Source organism: Streptococcus infantis (assembly GCF_047464715.1).
Taxonomy (GTDB): Bacteria; Bacillota; Bacilli; order Lactobacillales; family Streptococcaceae; genus Streptococcus; species Streptococcus infantis_S.
Genome location: NZ_JASHBJ010000001.1, coordinates 56926 through 74173 on the forward strand (window position 1 = coordinate 56926; position 17248 = coordinate 74173).

Below are 17248 nucleotides of genomic sequence, written 5' to 3' on the forward strand. Positions count from 1 at the left end.
CTGACACAATGGAGATTTCATTATTAACAGATGTGGGTCAGAAACGTACAAATAATCAAGACTATGTTAATCTTTTTGTCAACCGTGCCGGTCGTACGATGATTATCTTGGCTGACGGGATGGGAGGACACCGAGCAGGTAATATTGCCAGTGAGATGGCAGTAACGGATTTAGGTGTTGCCTGGGTAGATACTCAGATCGATACCGTGAATGAAGTTCGTGAATGGTTTGCAGAACACCTAGAAATTGAAAATCAAAAGATTTATCAATTGGGGCGTGATGAAGCATATAAAGGTATGGGTACAACTCTAGAAGCCCTTGCAATCATTGATAACCAAGCCATCTATGCTCATATTGGTGATTCTCGTATCGGCTTGGTTCGTGGAGAAGAGTACCACCAATTAACGAGTGATCATTCATTAGTCAATGAGTTACTCAAGGCAGGTCAATTAACACCTGAAGAAGCTGAAGCGCATCCGCAAAAAAATATCATCACCCAGTCTATTGGACAAAAAGATGAGATTCAACCTGATTTAGGAATTGTGAGCTTGGAACCTGGTGACTATATCGTTATGAACAGTGATGGTCTCACGAATATGATTTCAGGAAGTGAAATCTATGACATCGTGACAAGTGATATTTCACTTGAAGACAAGGCGGCAACCTTAGTACGTTTTGCAAACAATGCCGGAGGGCTTGATAACATTACTGTTGCCTTGATTGCGATTGAGGAGGAATCAAAATGATCCAGATCGGCAAGATATTTGCCGGACGATATCGGATTATCAAACAAATTGGCCGTGGCGGGATGGCAGATGTCTACCTGGCCAAAGATTTGATTCTGGATGGGGAAGAGGTAGCGGTGAAGGTCCTGAGGACCAACTACCAAACGGATCCAATCGCTGTTGCACGTTTTCAGCGTGAAGCACGTGCGATGGCGGACCTAGATCATCCTCATATCGTTCGAATTACGGATATCGGTGAAGAAGACGGTCAACAATATCTAGCTATGGAATATGTAGCTGGGCTTGACCTCAAACGTTATATCAAAGAACACTACCCTCTATCAAACGAGGAAGCTGTTCGTATCATGGGTCAAATTCTCTTGGCTATGCGTTTGGCGCATGCAAAGGGGATTATTCACCGTGATTTAAAACCTCAAAATATACTCTTGACTCCTGATGGAACCGCAAAAGTTACTGACTTTGGGATTGCAGTGGCCTTTGCAGAAACCAGTTTGACACAGACCAACTCCATGTTGGGTTCTGTTCACTATCTATCACCTGAGCAGGCGCGTGGTTCTAAGGCGACCATACAGAGTGATATTTATGCAATGGGAATTATTTTCTTTGAAATGTTAACGGGTCATATTCCATATGATGGAGATAGTGCTGTTACGATTGCACTTCAGCATTTCCAAAAACCACTTCCTTCGGTCATTGCAGAAAACCCATCAGTACCACAATCCTTGGAAAACGTTGTTATAAAAGCGACAGCTAAAAAGTTGACAGACCGTTATCAAACTGTCTCAGAGATGTATGTTGACTTATTGAGCAGTCTTTCTTATAACCGTCGAAATGAACCAAAGCTGGTATTTGAAGATACAAGTAAAGTTGACACAAAAACCTTACCGAAAATTTCACAATCTACTTTAACAGCGATTCCTAAAGTGCAACCAAAGGAAGAAAGTCCTCAGAGCCAAAAGCCGACTCAAAAGGCAACTAGTAAAGAAACTGTTGCAAAACCAGTCAAGAAGCGTCGTTTTAAAGCGAGGTATTTAGTGCTTTTGGCTAGCTTTATACTTGTTTTGGCTTCTCTCTTTTGGATAGTATCCAAAACACCAGCAACTGTTGAAATTCCAAATGTTGCAGGACAAACTGTAGCAGAAGCTAAGGAAAAACTTAAAAAAGCTAATTTTGAAATTGGCGAGGAAAAGTCTGAAGCTAGTGATACGGTAGAAGAAGGCCGAGTGATTCGAACGGATCCAGATGCTGGTTCGTCTCGTAAAGAAGGTATTAAAGTCAATCTCATTATCTCTTCAGGTCAGCAATCATTTAAGATTGGAAATTATATTGGACGCAATTCTACAGACGTCATTGCAGAGTTGAAAGGGAAAAAAGTTCCTGAAAATCTCATCAAGGTTGTAGAAGAAGAATCAAGTGAAACAGAGGCAGGTCTTGTTATGAAACAGAGCTTGCCAGAAGGAACCACTTATGATCTTAGTAAGGCGACAGAGATTACCTTGACAGTAGCCAAGAAGATAACTAGCGTTCCTATGCCAAGTTATATTGGATCAAGCCTTGAATTTACCAAGAATAATTTGATTCAGATAGTCGGTGTTAAAGAGGCGAATATTGAAGTGGTAGAGGTTTCTACAGCACCAGAAGGGACTATTGAGGATACTGTGGTTAGTCAGAGTCCAAAACCAGGTGAAGGTGTAGATTTGAATACAACTCGTATCAAGATTTCTATCTACAAACCGAAAACAACAACAACGACAACAAATCCTTCACAAGGAAATCCATATCGTGGAGAGACAACACCACAGATTAGAGAACCACAGACTACTACAGCTCCATCATCTAATGTTCCTTCAGAGAACCATAATGGTGAGAACTAATCAATCTTTGTCACAGTTTTTGTGACAAAGATTTTTTTTCCTTAAAATTTATGATAAAATAAAAAGAGTTTAAAAAGGAGGGGAACATGGACGAATCAAAAAAACTGAATGCAGTCATTGATGTCATTATGTTAGCAGGAACAATTCTGCTTCGCAATGGATCTGAAATCTATCGTGTCGAAGACACCATGATTCGAATTGCTCATTCACAAGGCATCATGGATTGTAATGTTTTGGCCATGCCTGCAGCTATTTTTTTCTCCATTGAAAATACAAATATCTCTCGAATGAAACGAGTAACCTCCTCTGCTTATAATATTGAGAAGGTGTGTGATGTCAATCAGATTTCACGGCAGCTTGTATCAGGGCGGCTTGATTTGGAGACAGCCTTTATTCAACTTAAGCAATTAAATGCTAAGGCATCTCCCTACACCAATGTTCAGCTAACTGCTGCAGCGACCCTTAGTGCTCCCTTCTTCTCGATCATGTTCGGGGGGAATGTCTACGATGCCATTGGTGCAGGAGTGGCAACCATATTTGCTTTCACCTGTTCTCTTTACGTAGAAAAATTTATCCGTATTCCCTTTATGACAGCTTTTGCTGGTGCCCTTGTCTTTGGTTTGATTGCACAATTTTGGGCGCGCTATTCTGGATTGCCTTCTACAGCTGATTTGGTCATTGCAGGTGCGGTCATGCCATTTGTACCTGGAATTGCCCTGACTAATGCTGTTCGAGATATCATGACCAATCACATTAACTCTGGTATGAGCAAGATGTTTGAATCTTTGCTGGTTACCCTTGCCTTAGGGGCAGGCACCTCTGTCGCCCTCGTACTCATGAACTAATATGACTGTAACAACATTTTTATTGCAGGCTCTAGCTAGTCTGCTAGCTATTATCACTTTTTTAATCGTTTTAAACGTCCAACGTTCCATGCTTATTCCTGGTGGAGTTTTGGGTATGTCAATCTGGCTGCTCTATCTAATACTCAAGGAGCCAACTAATGTTATTTTGGCTACCTTTATTGCCGCTGTAATTGGTTCTTGTATCAGCCAGATTATGAGTATTCTCTACAAAACACCAGCCGTTGTGTTTGCTTTGGCAATCTTGGCTCCGCTGGTACCGGGTTATCTCTCTTATCGAACGACTTCGTTTTTTGTGACAGGCGACTATAGAAACGCCATTGCCAGTGCAATGTTGGTGATGATGTTGGCCCTTGTTATTTCAATAGGAATGGCAAGTGGGACAGTCATACTCAAGTTGTATTACTATCTCAAAAAGAATCGAGCTAGCTAAGACTCGATTTTTTCGTGGGTAGAGTGGCTGAAAGAATATGGATACTCCGATGGAAATGAACTTGATTTGGGGAATCAAGTCTTTTTTCGCTCATTTGACTTCAATTGTGATAAAATAGAGGTGAACGAATTTTTACAATGAATGATAAAAATAGAGGTAAATATGACAATCGGTATTGATAAGATTGGTTTTGCGACCAGTCAATACGTTTTGAAATTACAAGATTTAGCAGAAACCCGAGGAATTGATCCTGAAAAATTGAGTAAAGGACTCCTTTTAAAAGAATTGAGTATCGCTCCTTTAACAGAGGATATTGTTACCTTGGCTGCTAGTGCAGGGAATTCTATCCTGACTGAAGAAGAGAAGCAAGAGATTGATATGGTTATCGTAGCGACAGAGTCTGGGATTGACCAGAGTAAAGCTGCAGCTGTCTTTGTACACGGTTTACTTGGAATTCAACCTTTTGCTCGTAGTTTTGAAATCAAGGAAGCTTGCTATGGTGCAACTGCGGCTCTTCACTATGCTAAGTTACATGTAGAAAATTCTCCTAAATCAAAGGTTCTGGTGCTTGCTAGTGATATTGCAAGATATGGTGTCGAAACTCCTGGAGAACCAACTCAAGGTGCAGGATGTGTTGCTATGTTGATTAGCCAAAATCCACGTGTGATGATTTTCAACAATGATAATGTTGCACAAACTCGTGACATCATGGACTTTTGGCGTCCAAACTATTCGACAACACCATTTGTAAATGGGGTTTACTCAACGCAACAATATCTTGATAGTTTAAAAACGACTTGGGAAGAGTATAAAAAGCGTTATAACTGTAACTTGGACGATTTTGAGGCTGTATGTTTCCACTTACCTTATCCGAAGCTAGCTCTCAAGGGTTTGAAGAAAATTCTCGACAAATCCTTGCCTCAAGAGAAGAAGGACTTGCTTCAAAAGCACTTTGATGAATCTATTATTTATAGCCAAAAAGTTGGGAACATTTATACTGGTTCACTCTTCTTAGGTCTCTTGTCTCTTCTTGAAAATTCTGATAGCCTGAAAGCTGGAGATAAGATTGCCCTCTACAGCTATGGTAGTGGTGCTGTATCTGAGTTCTTTAGTGTGGAATTAGTTGAAGGCTATGAAAAACAATTGCAGAATAATCGCTTAGAGTTGCTAGACCAACGTCAAGCATTGAGCGTAGCTGATTATGAACGAATGTTCTTTGAAGAAGCGAAATTGGATGAGTCTGGATCTGCAACGATGTCAGGTTATGAAGGGCAAGACTATGCCCTTGTTGAGATTGTAGACCACCAACGTCGCTACAGCAAGGTTTAAAAATAATGAAAAAAAATTGGAATGGATTTGCTAAAAAATCAATTCAAGAGCGTCTAGAGTTCGTTAAGTCTCAGGCGCTTACTTCTATCGAAGCCCAAGAAAGTCTTGAACAGAATGAAAATCTCAGTCTAGCAGTAGCTAACCAATTGAGTGAAAATGTGGTAGGAACCTTCTCGCTTCCATACTCAATCGTTCCAGAAGTTCTGGTAAATGGTCAAGAATACACAGTTCCCTATGTGACCGAAGAACCATCTGTAGTTGCTGCAGCTAGTTTTGCTAGTAAGATTATCAAACGTGCGGGTGGTTTTACTGCTCAGGTTCATCAACGCCAAATGATTGGTCAGGTAGCTCTTTATCAGGTTCCAGATAGGGATAAAGCTTGTCGGGCTATTCTGAGTCAAAAAGCAGAGCTACTCGAACAAGCAAACCAAGCCTATCCCTCCATTGTCAAACGGGGTGGTGGTGCTCGTGATTTAAAGGTTGAGAAAATTTCTGGTGAGACGGACTTTTTAGTAGTTTATCTCCATGTAGATACTCAGGAAGCCATGGGCGCCAATATGCTCAATACCATGCTTGAAGCTTTAAAACCTAGTCTAGAGGCTATCAGTCAAGGACAAAGCTTAATGGGGATCCTATCCAACTATGCCACAGATTCGTTAGTAACAGCAACTTGTCGGATTGCCTTTCGTTATTTGAGTCGCCAGAAGGATGAAGCGCGTGAACTGTCAGAAAAAATGGTATTAGCCAGTCAGTTTGCCCAAGCAGATCCTTATCGAGCAGCCACTCATAACAAGGGTATCTTTAATGGCATCGATGCTCTCTTGATTGCTACTGGAAATGATTGGCGTGCTATTGAAGCGGGAGCGCATGCCTATGCGAGCCATGATGGCGCCTATCGAGGTCTCAGTCGTTGGAGGATAGATCTGGAAAGTGAAGAGCTAATTGGAGAGATGACCATGCCGATGCCGGTTGCTACCAAGGGTGGATCAATTGGTCTCAATCCTCGAGTCGTGCTCAGCCATGAGTTGCTAGGTCATCCATCTGCCAAAGAATTGGCTCAAATTATCGTTTCGATTGGTCTTGCACAAAACTTTGCAGCTCTTAAAGCTCTTGTCAGCACAGGGATTCAGCATGGACACATGAAACTTCAGGCAAAATCGTTAGCGCTTTTAGCAGGTGCGACTGAGGCAGAAGTGCCTAAGTTGGTAGAAAGCTTGATTGCTGAAAAAATTTTTAATCTAGAAAAAGCACAAACTCTTTTGAAAAACTTAAGATCATAAGAAAAACTCAGACTAATCAAGTCTGAGTTTTTTTGTTTATACTCAATGAAAATAAAAGCACAAACTAGGAAGCTAGCCGCAGGTTGCTCAAAACACTGTTTTGAGGTTGTAGATGGAAGCTGACGTGGTTTGAAGAGATTTTCTAAGAGTATTAAATACTTTTACCTGGTAAGAGACTAACTGGTAAGAAATAACCAGTCGTAGCAACTTCTTTCCCCTCGATTTTTTGGAGTAGTAAATCAACTGTCAGGCGAGCAATTTCTTCCAAGGGTTGTTTAATGGTAGTAAGGTGAGGATAGAAATTCTCGATAAAATAAGTTCCGTCGTATCCAATAACCTTAAGTTGTTCTGGAACAGAAATACCAAGTTCCTGAGCGATCTTCATCACCAAGATGGCTGTCAAATCATCCGAGGCGAAAATAGCATCTGGTTTTTGTTTGGTTAGGATAGTTTTGATTTCCATTTCCTTGCGGAGGGGTGAAAAGTCACTGGAAATATTAATAATGGGAGCTTTAGGGAAGATAGAAGCAAAGCCTGCATGACGAAGTCCAGTTGGTGAATTGGAGTTGTCATTACCTGTAATCATAATAACAGACTTAGCTCCAGTTTTAGCCAAGGTTTCAGCAGCTAGAACCCCACCAGCATAGTTATCAGAGGAAACGACAGGAATGTCCGGTGATAGGTTACGGTCAAAAGAGATGATTGGTGCTGTGACGCGATTGTAGTCTTCAATTCCCAAGTTATGACTACCAGAGATGATTCCATCCACTTGGTTGGCTTCTAGCATTTCAAGATACTCACGTTCTTTTTCCGAATCGTGCTCACTATTGCAGATGATCGTCTTGTAGCCTTTTTTGAAGAGTTCGTGTTCTAATTTGTCAATTAACTCTGCATAGAAAACATGGCTGATTTTTGGGAAAATCAAACCGATTAACTTGGCTGATTTTCCTTGAAGACTTCGAGCTAAGTTATTGGGTTTATAGCCCAGCTCACGCATAGCATCATTAACCTTTTGAATGGTTTTTTCTGAAAGATAACCCTTTTTGTTGATGACACGTGAAACGGTAGTAGGGCTGACGCCAGCTAATTTTGCGACATCAGTTAGTTTTGCGACCATATTCTAATTCGTAGTAAGTTCCAGTTGGGTTTCCAGATTTTATGAGGATTCCATTTTGGTTCTCATGTGGGAAGACACGACCAGAAAATACTTTTTCTCCTTTATTAATGAAAATTTCAAAGACTGAATTGTCGATGAAGATATTTACGGTAGTAGCTTGATTATCAATTGGACATGAGCGAGTAGTTCCAAATTCTTGAGCGTATTGCTCACCCGCCTGACTGCGGTCAACGGTAACTTGGCCATTGACAAGATCAAAGTTGATCGAGAGTCCTTTGCCGTCTTTATCTGCAAGAAGGACGATTTCACTTTGACTATTAGCCTCTAAGTTAAGCTCAAGTTCGTAAGTGTTTTTGGTTTCCGAGCGATTTGAAAATTCCTCTTCTGAAGCACGGAGTTCTTTGATAGCAGCTACAGGATACTGATAGAGTTTGCCATCTTTAATGGTAAGTTCTTTGACTAATGAGAAAGTTCCTTGGTGATCAAAGCGATCAGATGGATAAGACACATCTGGCAAACCAAGCCAACTAACAGCAAGAGCACGTCCATCAGGAGCGTTAAAAGCTTGAGTAGCATAGGCTTCAAAACCATGATCAAGATTGTGAAGTTCAGAAACATCTACCATACGAGCATTTTCTGGGTCAAAGGAAGCACCGATTTTATACATATTTGGGTAGATGTTGTCATAGTCAAGAACCTTTTTATCCAAGCCTTGCGGGCAGTAGAGAAGGACTGGCTGCTCCCCAACAAAGACTAGATTTGGGCACTCCATCATATAGGCAGTGCGGTCATTGTTGAAGTCTAAATCGCCCACTTCTTGCCAGTTTGTATAATCATTTTCGACAGCTTTGTAGAGACGGACAAACCCTTTTTTCTCCAAGTCTTGTCCACCAACGATCGCGTAGTATTGTCCTTTAAAGTTAAAAATCTGTGGATCGCGGAAGTGGTCAGTAGCATCAGCAGGTTGATCAATCAAGATTTTATCAATCTTTTCGATTTTTCCATCCTTATCCATCAAAGCACCGATTTGATAAGGGTGACGTACCCAATTTTCGTCACGAACATTTCCTGTATAAAATAAGAACAGTTGATCGCCAAACTGCATAGCAGATCCTGAGTAAGCACCATGACTATCAAGAGGGGTATCAGGCAAAATCTTGACACCAGTTTCTTTATAGTGCACCAAATCGTCACTTTCAAGCTGAACCCAAGATTTTAAACCATGAGCTGCACCAAAGGGGAAGTTTTGGTAAAAGACAACCCACTTGCCATCAAAATAAGAAAAGCCATTTGGATCGTTTAGGAGACCTTGTTTGGGTTCGATGTGATAGCTTGTATGCCATGGTGACTGCGACATATTTTCTTTGATTTGTTTTATTTCTTCTTGTGTCCAATCTTCATAGCGTCTATAACGACGCTCGGTAGTCCATTCCATTTATATTCCCTCCATAAATTCTACTATCTTTATAGTAAACGTTTCCTTATAAAAAAGCAAGTCTTTTATCATAAAATTAAGAAAAAAATGTCAAACGATTGACAGTAAATAGAAGCTGAATTTTATGAAAATCAATGAAAATATGAAAGTTTTTGAAAACTTTTTAGCAAAAACCTTTTAATAATAGGTATTTATCGAAGAAATACTATTCAAAAATATCAAAAACAGTCAAAAAACAAAAAAACAAATAAATTTTTCTGCAAAACGCTTGACATATTTTAAAAACATGATAGAATTATATGCGTAGGGCGGATAAAATCGCTTTCAAACATTTTACAAATTTTTTATAAGGAGATTTTTGCAAATGACGAATACAGAAATTGCAAAAAAAGTCATCGAAGCCTTAGGTGGACGTGAGAACGTTAATAGTGTAGCTCACTGTGCGACTCGCCTTCGTGTCATGGTTAAAGATGAAGCAAAGATCAACAAGGATGCTATCGAGAACTTGGAAAAAGTTCAAGGTGCTTTCTTTAACTCTGGTCAATACCAAATCATCTTTGGTACTGGTACAGTAAACAAGATGTACGATGAGGTCGTAGCTCTTGGTTTGCCAACAGCATCTAAGGATGAGATGAAAGAAGAAGCCGCTAAACAAGGAAATTGGTTTCAACGAGCCATCCGTACTTTTGGTGACGTATTTGTACCGCTTTTGCCAGCAATCGTAGCGACTGGTCTCTTTATGGGGATTCGTGGAGCTATAGTTCAGGATCAAGTCTTAGCTTTGTTTGGAACTACTGCAGAAGCCTTTAAAGCAACAAACTTCTATACTTATTCAGTTGTATTGACAGATACAGCCTTTGCCTTCTTCCCAGCATTGATTTGTTGGTCTGCCTTCCGTGTGTTCGGTGGAAATCCATTGCTTGGTTTGGTTCTAGGATTGATGATGGTTAACTCATCTTTACCAAATGCCTGGGCTGTTGCTTCAGGTGAAGCTCAACCAATTCTTTTCTTTGGTTTTATCAAAGTTGTTGGTTATCAAAACTCTGTTTTACCAGCCTTCTTTGTGGGTTTGACAGGTGCTAAACTTGAAAAATGGCTCCGTAAACGTATACCAGATGTATTAGATTTACTCCTTGTACCATTCTTGACTTTCTTAGTGATGTCTATTTTGGCTTTGTTTGTTATTGGACCAATCTTCCACGAAGTTGAAAGTTATGTTAAAGTCGCTACTGTTTGGTTACTCAGTCTACCAATGGGTATAGGCGGATTAATCCTCGGTGGTGTTCATCAAGTTATCGTCGTTACTGGTGTTCACCATATCTTCAACCTTTTGGAGTCTAATCTTGTAACCTCTACCGGTTCTGACCCACTTAACGCTATTATTACAGCAGCTATGACTGCCCAACTTGGAGCAACGCTTGCTGTTGGTGTAAAAACAAAGAATCCAAAAGTTAAAGCACTTGCTTTCCCAGCAGCTCTTTCTGCAGGATTAGGTATTACTGAGCCAGCAATTTTTGGTATTAACCTTCGTTACGGTAAACCGTTTATCATGGGTCTTATTGCAGGTGCTGCAGGTGGTTGGTTAGCAAATATTCTTGGTTTAGCAGGAACTAGCTTTGGTATCACAATCATTCCTGGTACTCTTCTATACATTAATGGTCAACTCCTCAAGTATGTCTTTATGGTCTTAGTAACAACAGCTCTTGGTTTCGGATTGACTTATGCTTTTGGTTACAAAGAAGAAACAGAAGTTGTTGAAGAAACAATTTCTGAAGAAGTAACAGAGGTAACTGAAGAAGTTCCAGCAACTCTTCAAGACGAAACAATTCAAACACCAATCGTTGGTGACGTCGTTGCTCTTTCAAATGTGAATGATCCAGTATTCTCAAGTGGAGCTATGGGACAAGGTATTGCTGTAAAACCGAGTGAAGATGTTGTTTACGCACCGGCTGATGCTGAAGTGACAATTGTCTTCCCAACAGGACATGCTTATGGCCTAAGAACAGCTAACGGAGCTGAAATCTTGATCCACGTTGGTATCGACACTGTTTCAATGAATGGTGAAGGATTCAACCATAAAGTTGCTCAAGGTGACAAGGTTAAAGCTGGAGATGTTCTTGGAACATTTGACTCAGCTAAGATTGCTGCTGCAGGTCTTGATAACACAACAATGGTTATCGTAACAAACACTGCAGACTTTGCTTCAGTAAATCCAATTGCTTCTGGATCAGTTGCTAAGGGAGATGCAATCATCGAAGTTAAAGCTTAATACTCTTCAAAAATCAAATTCAAACTGCGTCATACTTGCTTTGCCGTATGTATGTGTTACTGACTTCGTCAGTTCTATCTACAACCTCAAAGCTGTACTTTGAGCAACCTGCAGCTCGATTCCTAGTTTGTTCTTTGATTTTCATTGAGTATACTACTGTCGATTTAATAAATCAAAAAAACGAACAAATGTCATGTTTGTTCGTTTTTGCTTGAATGGTAAAATTTACAGAGGAAAATCTAAAATATAGAGCAACTTTCCTTCTGGAAATATGCTATAATAGAGAAAATAAAAACTAGAGGTTTATCATGACAAAACTATACGGAAGCTTGGAAGCGGGCGGTACAAAATTTGTCTGTGCTGTCGGTGATGAAAACTTTAACGTTGTAGAAAAAGTACAATTTCCAACAACAACTCCTATCGAGACAATCGATAAAACTATCGAGTTCTTTTCAAAATTTGAGAACCTTGCAGGCCTTGCCATTGGTTCATTTGGTCCTATTGATATCGATAAAAACTCAAAAACTTACGGATTTATCACAACAACTCCAAAACCTAACTGGGCAAATGTCGACTTGCTTGGTGCCCTCCGTCGCGCTCTAAACGTGCCTATGTATTTCACAACAGACGTAAACAGTTCTGCCTACGGTGAAGTGGTAGCTCGTAACAATGCCGGCGGTCGTATCGAAAACTTAGTGTACTACACAATCGGTACAGGTATCGGAGCAGGTGTTATCCAACGTGGTGAGTTTATTGGTGGTGTTGGTCACCCTGAGATGGGTCATTATTATGTGGCTAGACACCCAATGGATATTGAAAAAGAATTTAAAGGTGTTTGTCCTTTCCATAATGGATGTTTGGAAGGTTATGCAGCTGGTCCAAGTTTGGAAGCTCGTACAGGTGTTCGTGGGGAAAACATTGAACTCAACAACTCTGTCTGGGATGTTCAAGCCTACTACATTGCTCAAGCTGCAGTGAACGCAACTGTAACTTTCCGTCCAGATGTCATCGTCTTTGGTGGTGGGGTTATGGCTCAACAACACATGCTTGACCGTGTACGTGAGAAATTCACAGCCCTTCTCAATGGTTACCTACCAGTTCCAGATGTGCGTGACTATATCGTAACACCAGCTGTTGCTGGTAATGGTTCAGCGACACTCGGAAACTTTGTTCTTGCTAAGAGCGTTGCTAAATAAGAATAAAAAAGGAGGTCGGGATACATCCCGGCCTCTTTCTTTAATCTTTTTCTATTTTGGTTTCCTGATGGAAAATATTTTGCCAAGTTTCGTGACGGCGCCAGATACTGGTATGAATGGTATCACCGACTTGATAGCGGATGAGTTTAGTCTTTTGACTGATAGAAGTTAAATGAAGCTCCTTAATAGCAGAGGTCAATTCTTTTTCAGCCTTATAGGCTCCTTTGTCTAATTCTTGTCCGTCTTGGCGGATATAAATGAAGTCTTCTGCAAGTAACTCTTCCAGTTGATTTCCTTGGTCAATCAGTTGCTCTCTCATGAGCAATTTTTTATAGACATTATCTAGGATTTCATCCTCAGGGATTGGTGCTGGTTCAATATGAATGTCAGTATCAAAGACACCAAATCGTTCTGATAACATAGATTCGACCTGATCCGCAATTTCGTGGCTCTCGAAAACAGAGAGGTCTGGGTTCATCTCAAGTGTAATGTCCAGATAAATATTGCTTCCGTAAGTACGACCGCGTTGGGACTTGACCTTGCTAATCTTAGGAATTTCCATGATTGCTTTTTGGTAATCTTCTAGCAAGTGTTCATCAAAACCGTCAGAAAGACTGAAGGATGACTCGATAAAGATATCATAAGCAGTTTTAAGAATAAAGAAGGTAATGATAATCGCAACCAACTTATCCACGATTGGATAGTTAAAGCTACTAGCCAGGATAGCAATAGAAGTTCCAAGAGAAGTCACAGCATCTGACAAATTGTCCTTGGCTGCTGTCTTGAGAGCCTTTGATTTAGCTTGCTTACTCAGATGGGTATTGTAGAGATAAACGGCAAACATGATGATAGCAGAGATGATTCCCAGAGTCGCCCCAAGTGGGTCAATGACCGTTTGCTCTCGGCTGAGTATCTTTTGAATGGTGTCCCGTAGAACATCAAACCCAACGTAAAACATGATGATGGAAGTGATGAGACTTGCCAAATCCTCTATTTTCCAGTGGCCGAAGCGATGATCTCTATCTGCCGGTTGGCGAGCCAAACGAATCCCGATGAGAAGGGCTACATTTCCAACGATATCTGAAACGTTGTTAAAACCATCTGCCACCAAACTGGACGAGTGAAGGAGGTGGCCTGCTGCTAACTTAGCTGCTGACAAGAATAGATAGGTAAAAATGCTGATAATGGCACCACGCTCAGCCAATTTTAAGTTTGAAACCGATTGATTCATCTAACTCCCCTTCTAGGATTTTAGTATTCTTTCATTATACTGGTTTTCCAAGGAAATTTCAAATGGAGGGCGAATAAACTCCAGCCCAGCACTTGAAAACTTTTGAAATTCTGATATAATAGAAGTACTCAAGGGAGTAGCTGGCGGTTAACCGCGATAGTGTCGTCATTACGAATTATTTCCGGCACTATATTAAACAGCGAGACTTGTTTTTTTAAAAAACAGGTCTCTTTTTTTGTAAAAAGAGGCCAAAAAGGAGGAGACTGTTTTGTCAAAAGAACAAAATAAAGACTTGTTTTACACGCAACCTTCTGAGGAAGTCCTAAAGAACTTGGACTCATCTGTCGAAGGTTTGTCAACTGCCCAGGCTCAAGAACGCTTAGCGACTTATGGTCGTAATGAGTTGGAAGAGGGAGAGAAACGTAGCCTACTAGCTAAATTCCTTGATCAATTTAAGGATTTGATGATTATCATCTTGCTTGCGGCGGCGGCACTTTCTGTGATTACAGAAGGGATGGATGGTTTAACAGATGCCATTATTATCTTGGCCGTTGTTGTCTTGAATGCTGCCTTTGGGGTTTACCAAGAAGGTCAAGCAGAAGCAGCGATTGAGGCTTTGAAAAATATGTCTAGCCCAATGGCCCGTGTTCGTCGTGATGGTCATGTCATTGAGATCGACTCAAAAGAATTGGTGCCTGGGGACATCGTCTTGCTTGAAGCTGGAGATGTAGTTCCTGCTGATATGCGCTTGCTTGAAGCGGCGTCTCTTAAAATCGAAGAAGCTGCTCTTACTGGTGAATCTGTACCAGTTGAAAAAGATGTGACAGGACTTGTTGAAGCAGATGCTGGTATTGGGGATCGCGTTAATATGGGTTACCAAAACTCAAATGTAACTTATGGTCGTGGTATTGGTGTCGTAACAAACACTGGTATGTATACAGAAGTTGGTAAGATTGCAGATATGTTGGCTAATGCCGATGAGACTGAAACACCATTGAAGCAAAGCTTGGAACAATTATCTAAAGCCTTGACTTACTTAATCGTTGTGATTGCGGTCATTACTTTCTTAGTTGGTGTCTTCGTTCGTGGAGAGCATCCATTAGAAGGCTTGATGGTTGCGGTAGCCCTTGCGGTTGCGGCGATTCCAGAAGGACTTCCTGCCATTGTAACTATTGTTCTATCTTTAGGAACAACTACTCTTGCTAAACGTAATTCTATCGTTCGTAAATTGCCAGCGGTTGAAACTCTTGGTTCAACAGAAATCATCGCATCTGATAAAACAGGTACTTTGACTATGAACCAAATGACTGTTGAGAAGGTCTACACCAACGGTCAATTGCAAAGCTCTGCAGCTGAGATTGCTCCTAGCAACAATACCCTTCGTATCATGAACTTTGCCAATGATACTAAGGTGGACCCATCTGGCAAGTTGATTGGAGATCCAACGGAGACAGCTCTTGTTCAGTTTGGTTTGGACCACAATTTTGATGTCCGTGAAGTTTTGAAGAATGAGCCACGTGTGGCAGAGTTGCCATTTGACTCAGAACGTAAACTTATGTCGACTATCCATAAGGAAGCAGACGGTACTTACTTTATCGCTGTTAAGGGTGCTCCTGACCAATTGCTCAAGCGTGTGACTCGTATTGAAGTTAATGGGGAAGTTCGTCCAATCACGGATGAAGATAAGAAAGCTATCCTTGCTACCAATAAAGACTTGGCTAAACAAGCCCTTCGTGTCTTGATGATGGCTTATAAGACAAGCAAGGAAATCCCAACTTTGGAATCTGAAATCGTTGAGTCTGACCTCATTTTCTCTGGTTTGGTCGGCATGATTGACCCTGAGCGTCCAGAAGCTGCAGAAGCTGTTCGTGTCGCTAAAGAAGCAGGTATCCGTCCAATCATGATCACGGGTGACCACCAAGATACAGCGGAAGCTATCGCTAAACGTCTCGGTATCATCGACCCAAATGATACAGAAAACCATGTCTTCACTGGTGCTGAGTTGAATGAACTCACTGATGAAGAATTCCAAAAAGTCTTCAAGCAATACTCTGTTTACGCTCGTGTATCACCTGAGCACAAGGTTCGTATCGTGAAAGCATGGCAAAAAGAAGGTAAAGTTGTTGCCATGACTGGTGACGGGGTTAATGATGCACCATCACTTAAGACAGCTGATATCGGTATCGGTATGGGGATTACTGGTACAGAGGTTTCTAAGGGAGCTTCTGATATGGTCCTTGCTGATGACAACTTCGCAACCATTATCGTAGCGGTTGAAGAAGGACGTAAGGTCTTCTCAAATATCCAAAAATCAATTCAGTACCTCTTGTCTGCCAATATGGCTGAAGTATTCACCATTTTCTTTGCAACCCTCTTCGGTTGGGATGTGTTACAACCAGTGCATCTTCTCTGGATTAACTTGGTAACAGATACGCTACCAGCCATCGCTCTTGGTGTTGAACCAGCTGAGCCAGGCGTTATGACCCACAAACCTCGTGGTCGTAAGTCAAACTTCTTTGACGGTGGTGTATTCGGAGCTATCCTTTATCAAGGTATCTTCCAAACCATGCTCGTTCTAGGTGTTTACGGTTGGGCAATTCTCTTCCCAGAGCATCAAGTTCAAACTGAAATCCACGCAGATGCCCTTACCATGGCCTTTGCAACTCTTGGTTTGATCCAATTGCTCCATGCCTTTAACGTTAAGTCTGTGTACCAATCAATCTTTACAGTCGGACTCTTCAAGAACAAGACCTTTAACTGGTCAATCCCAGTTGCCTTTGTCCTCTTGATGGTGACAATTTTGGTTCCAGGATTTAACAGCCTCTTCCACGTTTCACATTTGAGCTTGACTCAATGGATAGTGGTTGCTGTAGGAGCACTTATGATTGTTGTCCTTGTTGAGATTGTTAAAGCCATCCAACGAGCACTCGGAAAAGATAAAAACGCCATTTAACCACTATGAAAAGTCATCTTCGGATGGCTTTTTGTTTGTATATAAAGGTAAACTGACAAAGATTTTATGCTATAATCAAGGAGAATGATATGGTATGGAGGAAAGAATCTTGGAAAAGAAAATTGTCAAAGATATGATGTTTTTATCGCAGGTATCCCAGCCTGCGAGTCAAGAGGATTTACCCCTTGCAAAGGATTTGCAGGACACCCTACAGGCTAACCGTGAAACTTGTGTAGGACTAGCTGCCAATATGATTGGGGTGCAAAAACGTGTCATTATTTTTAATATCGGCATGATTCCTATGGTTATGTTTAATCCCGTTCTCAAAGCCTGTGAGGGGCCTTACGAAACCGAGGAAGGATGTTTGTCTTTGACAGGAGTAAGACCAACAACCAGATATGAAAAGATTACAGTAAGATACAGAGATATCCAATGGCAAGAGCAGACCATTACCCTGACAGGCTTTCCTGCTCAGATTTGTCAGCATGAATTGGATCATTTGGAAGGACGTATCATTTAGGC

13 protein-coding genes are annotated in these 17248 nt (G+C 41.0%); 10 read left to right on the forward strand and 3 right to left on the reverse strand.

Annotation, left to right across the window (positions count from 1 at the left end; all coding sequences use genetic code 11):
• Positions 1-8 precede the first annotated feature (8 nt).
• The 6 genes from QM419_RS00395 (at position 9) to QM419_RS00420 (ending at position 6525) form a co-directional block, all read left to right on the forward strand.
• The gene (locus QM419_RS00395) at positions 9-746 is read left to right on the forward strand and encodes a Stp1/IreP family PP2C-type Ser/Thr phosphatase (protein WP_036759242.1); all 738 of its coding nucleotides are present in this window, start codon (positions 9-11) and stop codon (positions 744-746) included.
• A complete protein-coding gene (gene pknB, locus QM419_RS00400) occupies positions 743-2620 on the forward strand; it encodes a Stk1 family PASTA domain-containing Ser/Thr kinase (RefSeq protein WP_281137856.1) in 1878 nt (625 codons plus the stop codon). The genes QM419_RS00395 and pknB overlap by 4 nt, the downstream gene beginning before the upstream one ends.
• Positions 2621-2706: 86 nt before the next feature.
• The gene (locus tag QM419_RS00405) at positions 2707-3465 is read left to right on the forward strand and encodes a threonine/serine exporter family protein (RefSeq protein ID WP_414277520.1); all 759 of its coding nucleotides are present in this window, start codon (positions 2707-2709) and stop codon (positions 3463-3465) included.
• A gap of 1 nt (position 3466) precedes the next feature.
• The gene (locus QM419_RS00410; RefSeq protein ID WP_414277521.1) at positions 3467-3916 is read left to right on the forward strand and encodes a threonine/serine exporter family protein; all 450 of its coding nucleotides are present in this window, start codon (positions 3467-3469) and stop codon (positions 3914-3916) included.
• Between the two features lie 162 nt (positions 3917-4078).
• Entirely contained in the window at positions 4079-5245 is a 1167-nt protein-coding gene (locus tag QM419_RS00415; RefSeq protein ID WP_414277522.1) for a hydroxymethylglutaryl-CoA synthase, read from the forward strand.
• Positions 5246-5250: 5 nt separating this feature from the next.
• Entirely contained in the window at positions 5251-6525 is a 1275-nt protein-coding gene (locus QM419_RS00420) for a hydroxymethylglutaryl-CoA reductase, degradative (RefSeq protein WP_006149798.1), read from the forward strand.
• A 151-nt stretch (positions 6526-6676) separates the two neighbouring features.
• Here the strand turns inward: QM419_RS00420 and QM419_RS00425 are convergent, their stop codons facing one another.
• Positions 6677-7642, reverse strand: coding sequence for a LacI family DNA-binding transcriptional regulator (locus QM419_RS00425; protein ID WP_414277523.1), 966 nt, complete (start codon positions 7640-7642; stop codon positions 6677-6679).
• The gene (locus QM419_RS00430) at positions 7623-9077 is read right to left on the reverse strand and encodes a sucrose-6-phosphate hydrolase (protein ID WP_414277524.1); all 1455 of its coding nucleotides are present in this window, start codon (positions 9075-9077) and stop codon (positions 7623-7625) included. Before QM419_RS00430 ends, QM419_RS00425 begins: the two co-directional genes overlap by 20 nt.
• Before the next feature lie 364 nt (positions 9078-9441).
• Here QM419_RS00430 and QM419_RS00435 point away from each other — a divergent pair, with 364 nt between their 5' ends.
• Positions 9442-11346: a sucrose-specific PTS transporter subunit IIBC gene (locus tag QM419_RS00435; RefSeq protein WP_414277525.1), complete on the forward strand. Its 1905-nt coding sequence runs from the start codon at positions 9442-9444 to the stop codon at positions 11344-11346.
• A gap of 308 nt (positions 11347-11654) precedes the next feature.
• Positions 11655-12542: a fructokinase ScrK gene (gene scrK, locus QM419_RS00440; protein WP_178894693.1), complete on the forward strand. Its 888-nt coding sequence runs from the start codon at positions 11655-11657 to the stop codon at positions 12540-12542.
• Between the two features lie 40 nt (positions 12543-12582).
• Here scrK and QM419_RS00445 read toward each other — a convergent pair whose 3' ends face one another.
• Positions 12583-13773 carry a cation diffusion facilitator family transporter gene (locus QM419_RS00445; RefSeq protein WP_414277526.1) on the reverse strand — a complete coding sequence of 397 codons (1191 nt, stop codon included), beginning with the start codon at positions 13771-13773 and terminating at the stop codon, positions 12583-12585.
• Between the two features lie 268 nt (positions 13774-14041).
• On the opposite strand from QM419_RS00445, the gene QM419_RS00450 reads away from it, so the two are divergent.
• Together QM419_RS00450 and QM419_RS00455 are read left to right on the forward strand one after the other, a co-directional pair.
• Positions 14042-16726 carry a cation-translocating P-type ATPase gene (locus tag QM419_RS00450; RefSeq protein WP_414277527.1) on the forward strand — a complete coding sequence of 895 codons (2685 nt, stop codon included), beginning with the start codon at positions 14042-14044 and terminating at the stop codon, positions 16724-16726.
• Positions 16727-16835: 109 nt separating this feature from the next.
• Positions 16836-17246: a peptide deformylase gene (locus tag QM419_RS00455; RefSeq protein ID WP_414278049.1), complete on the forward strand. Its 411-nt coding sequence runs from the start codon at positions 16836-16838 to the stop codon at positions 17244-17246.
• Positions 17247-17248: the final 2 nt, after the last annotated feature.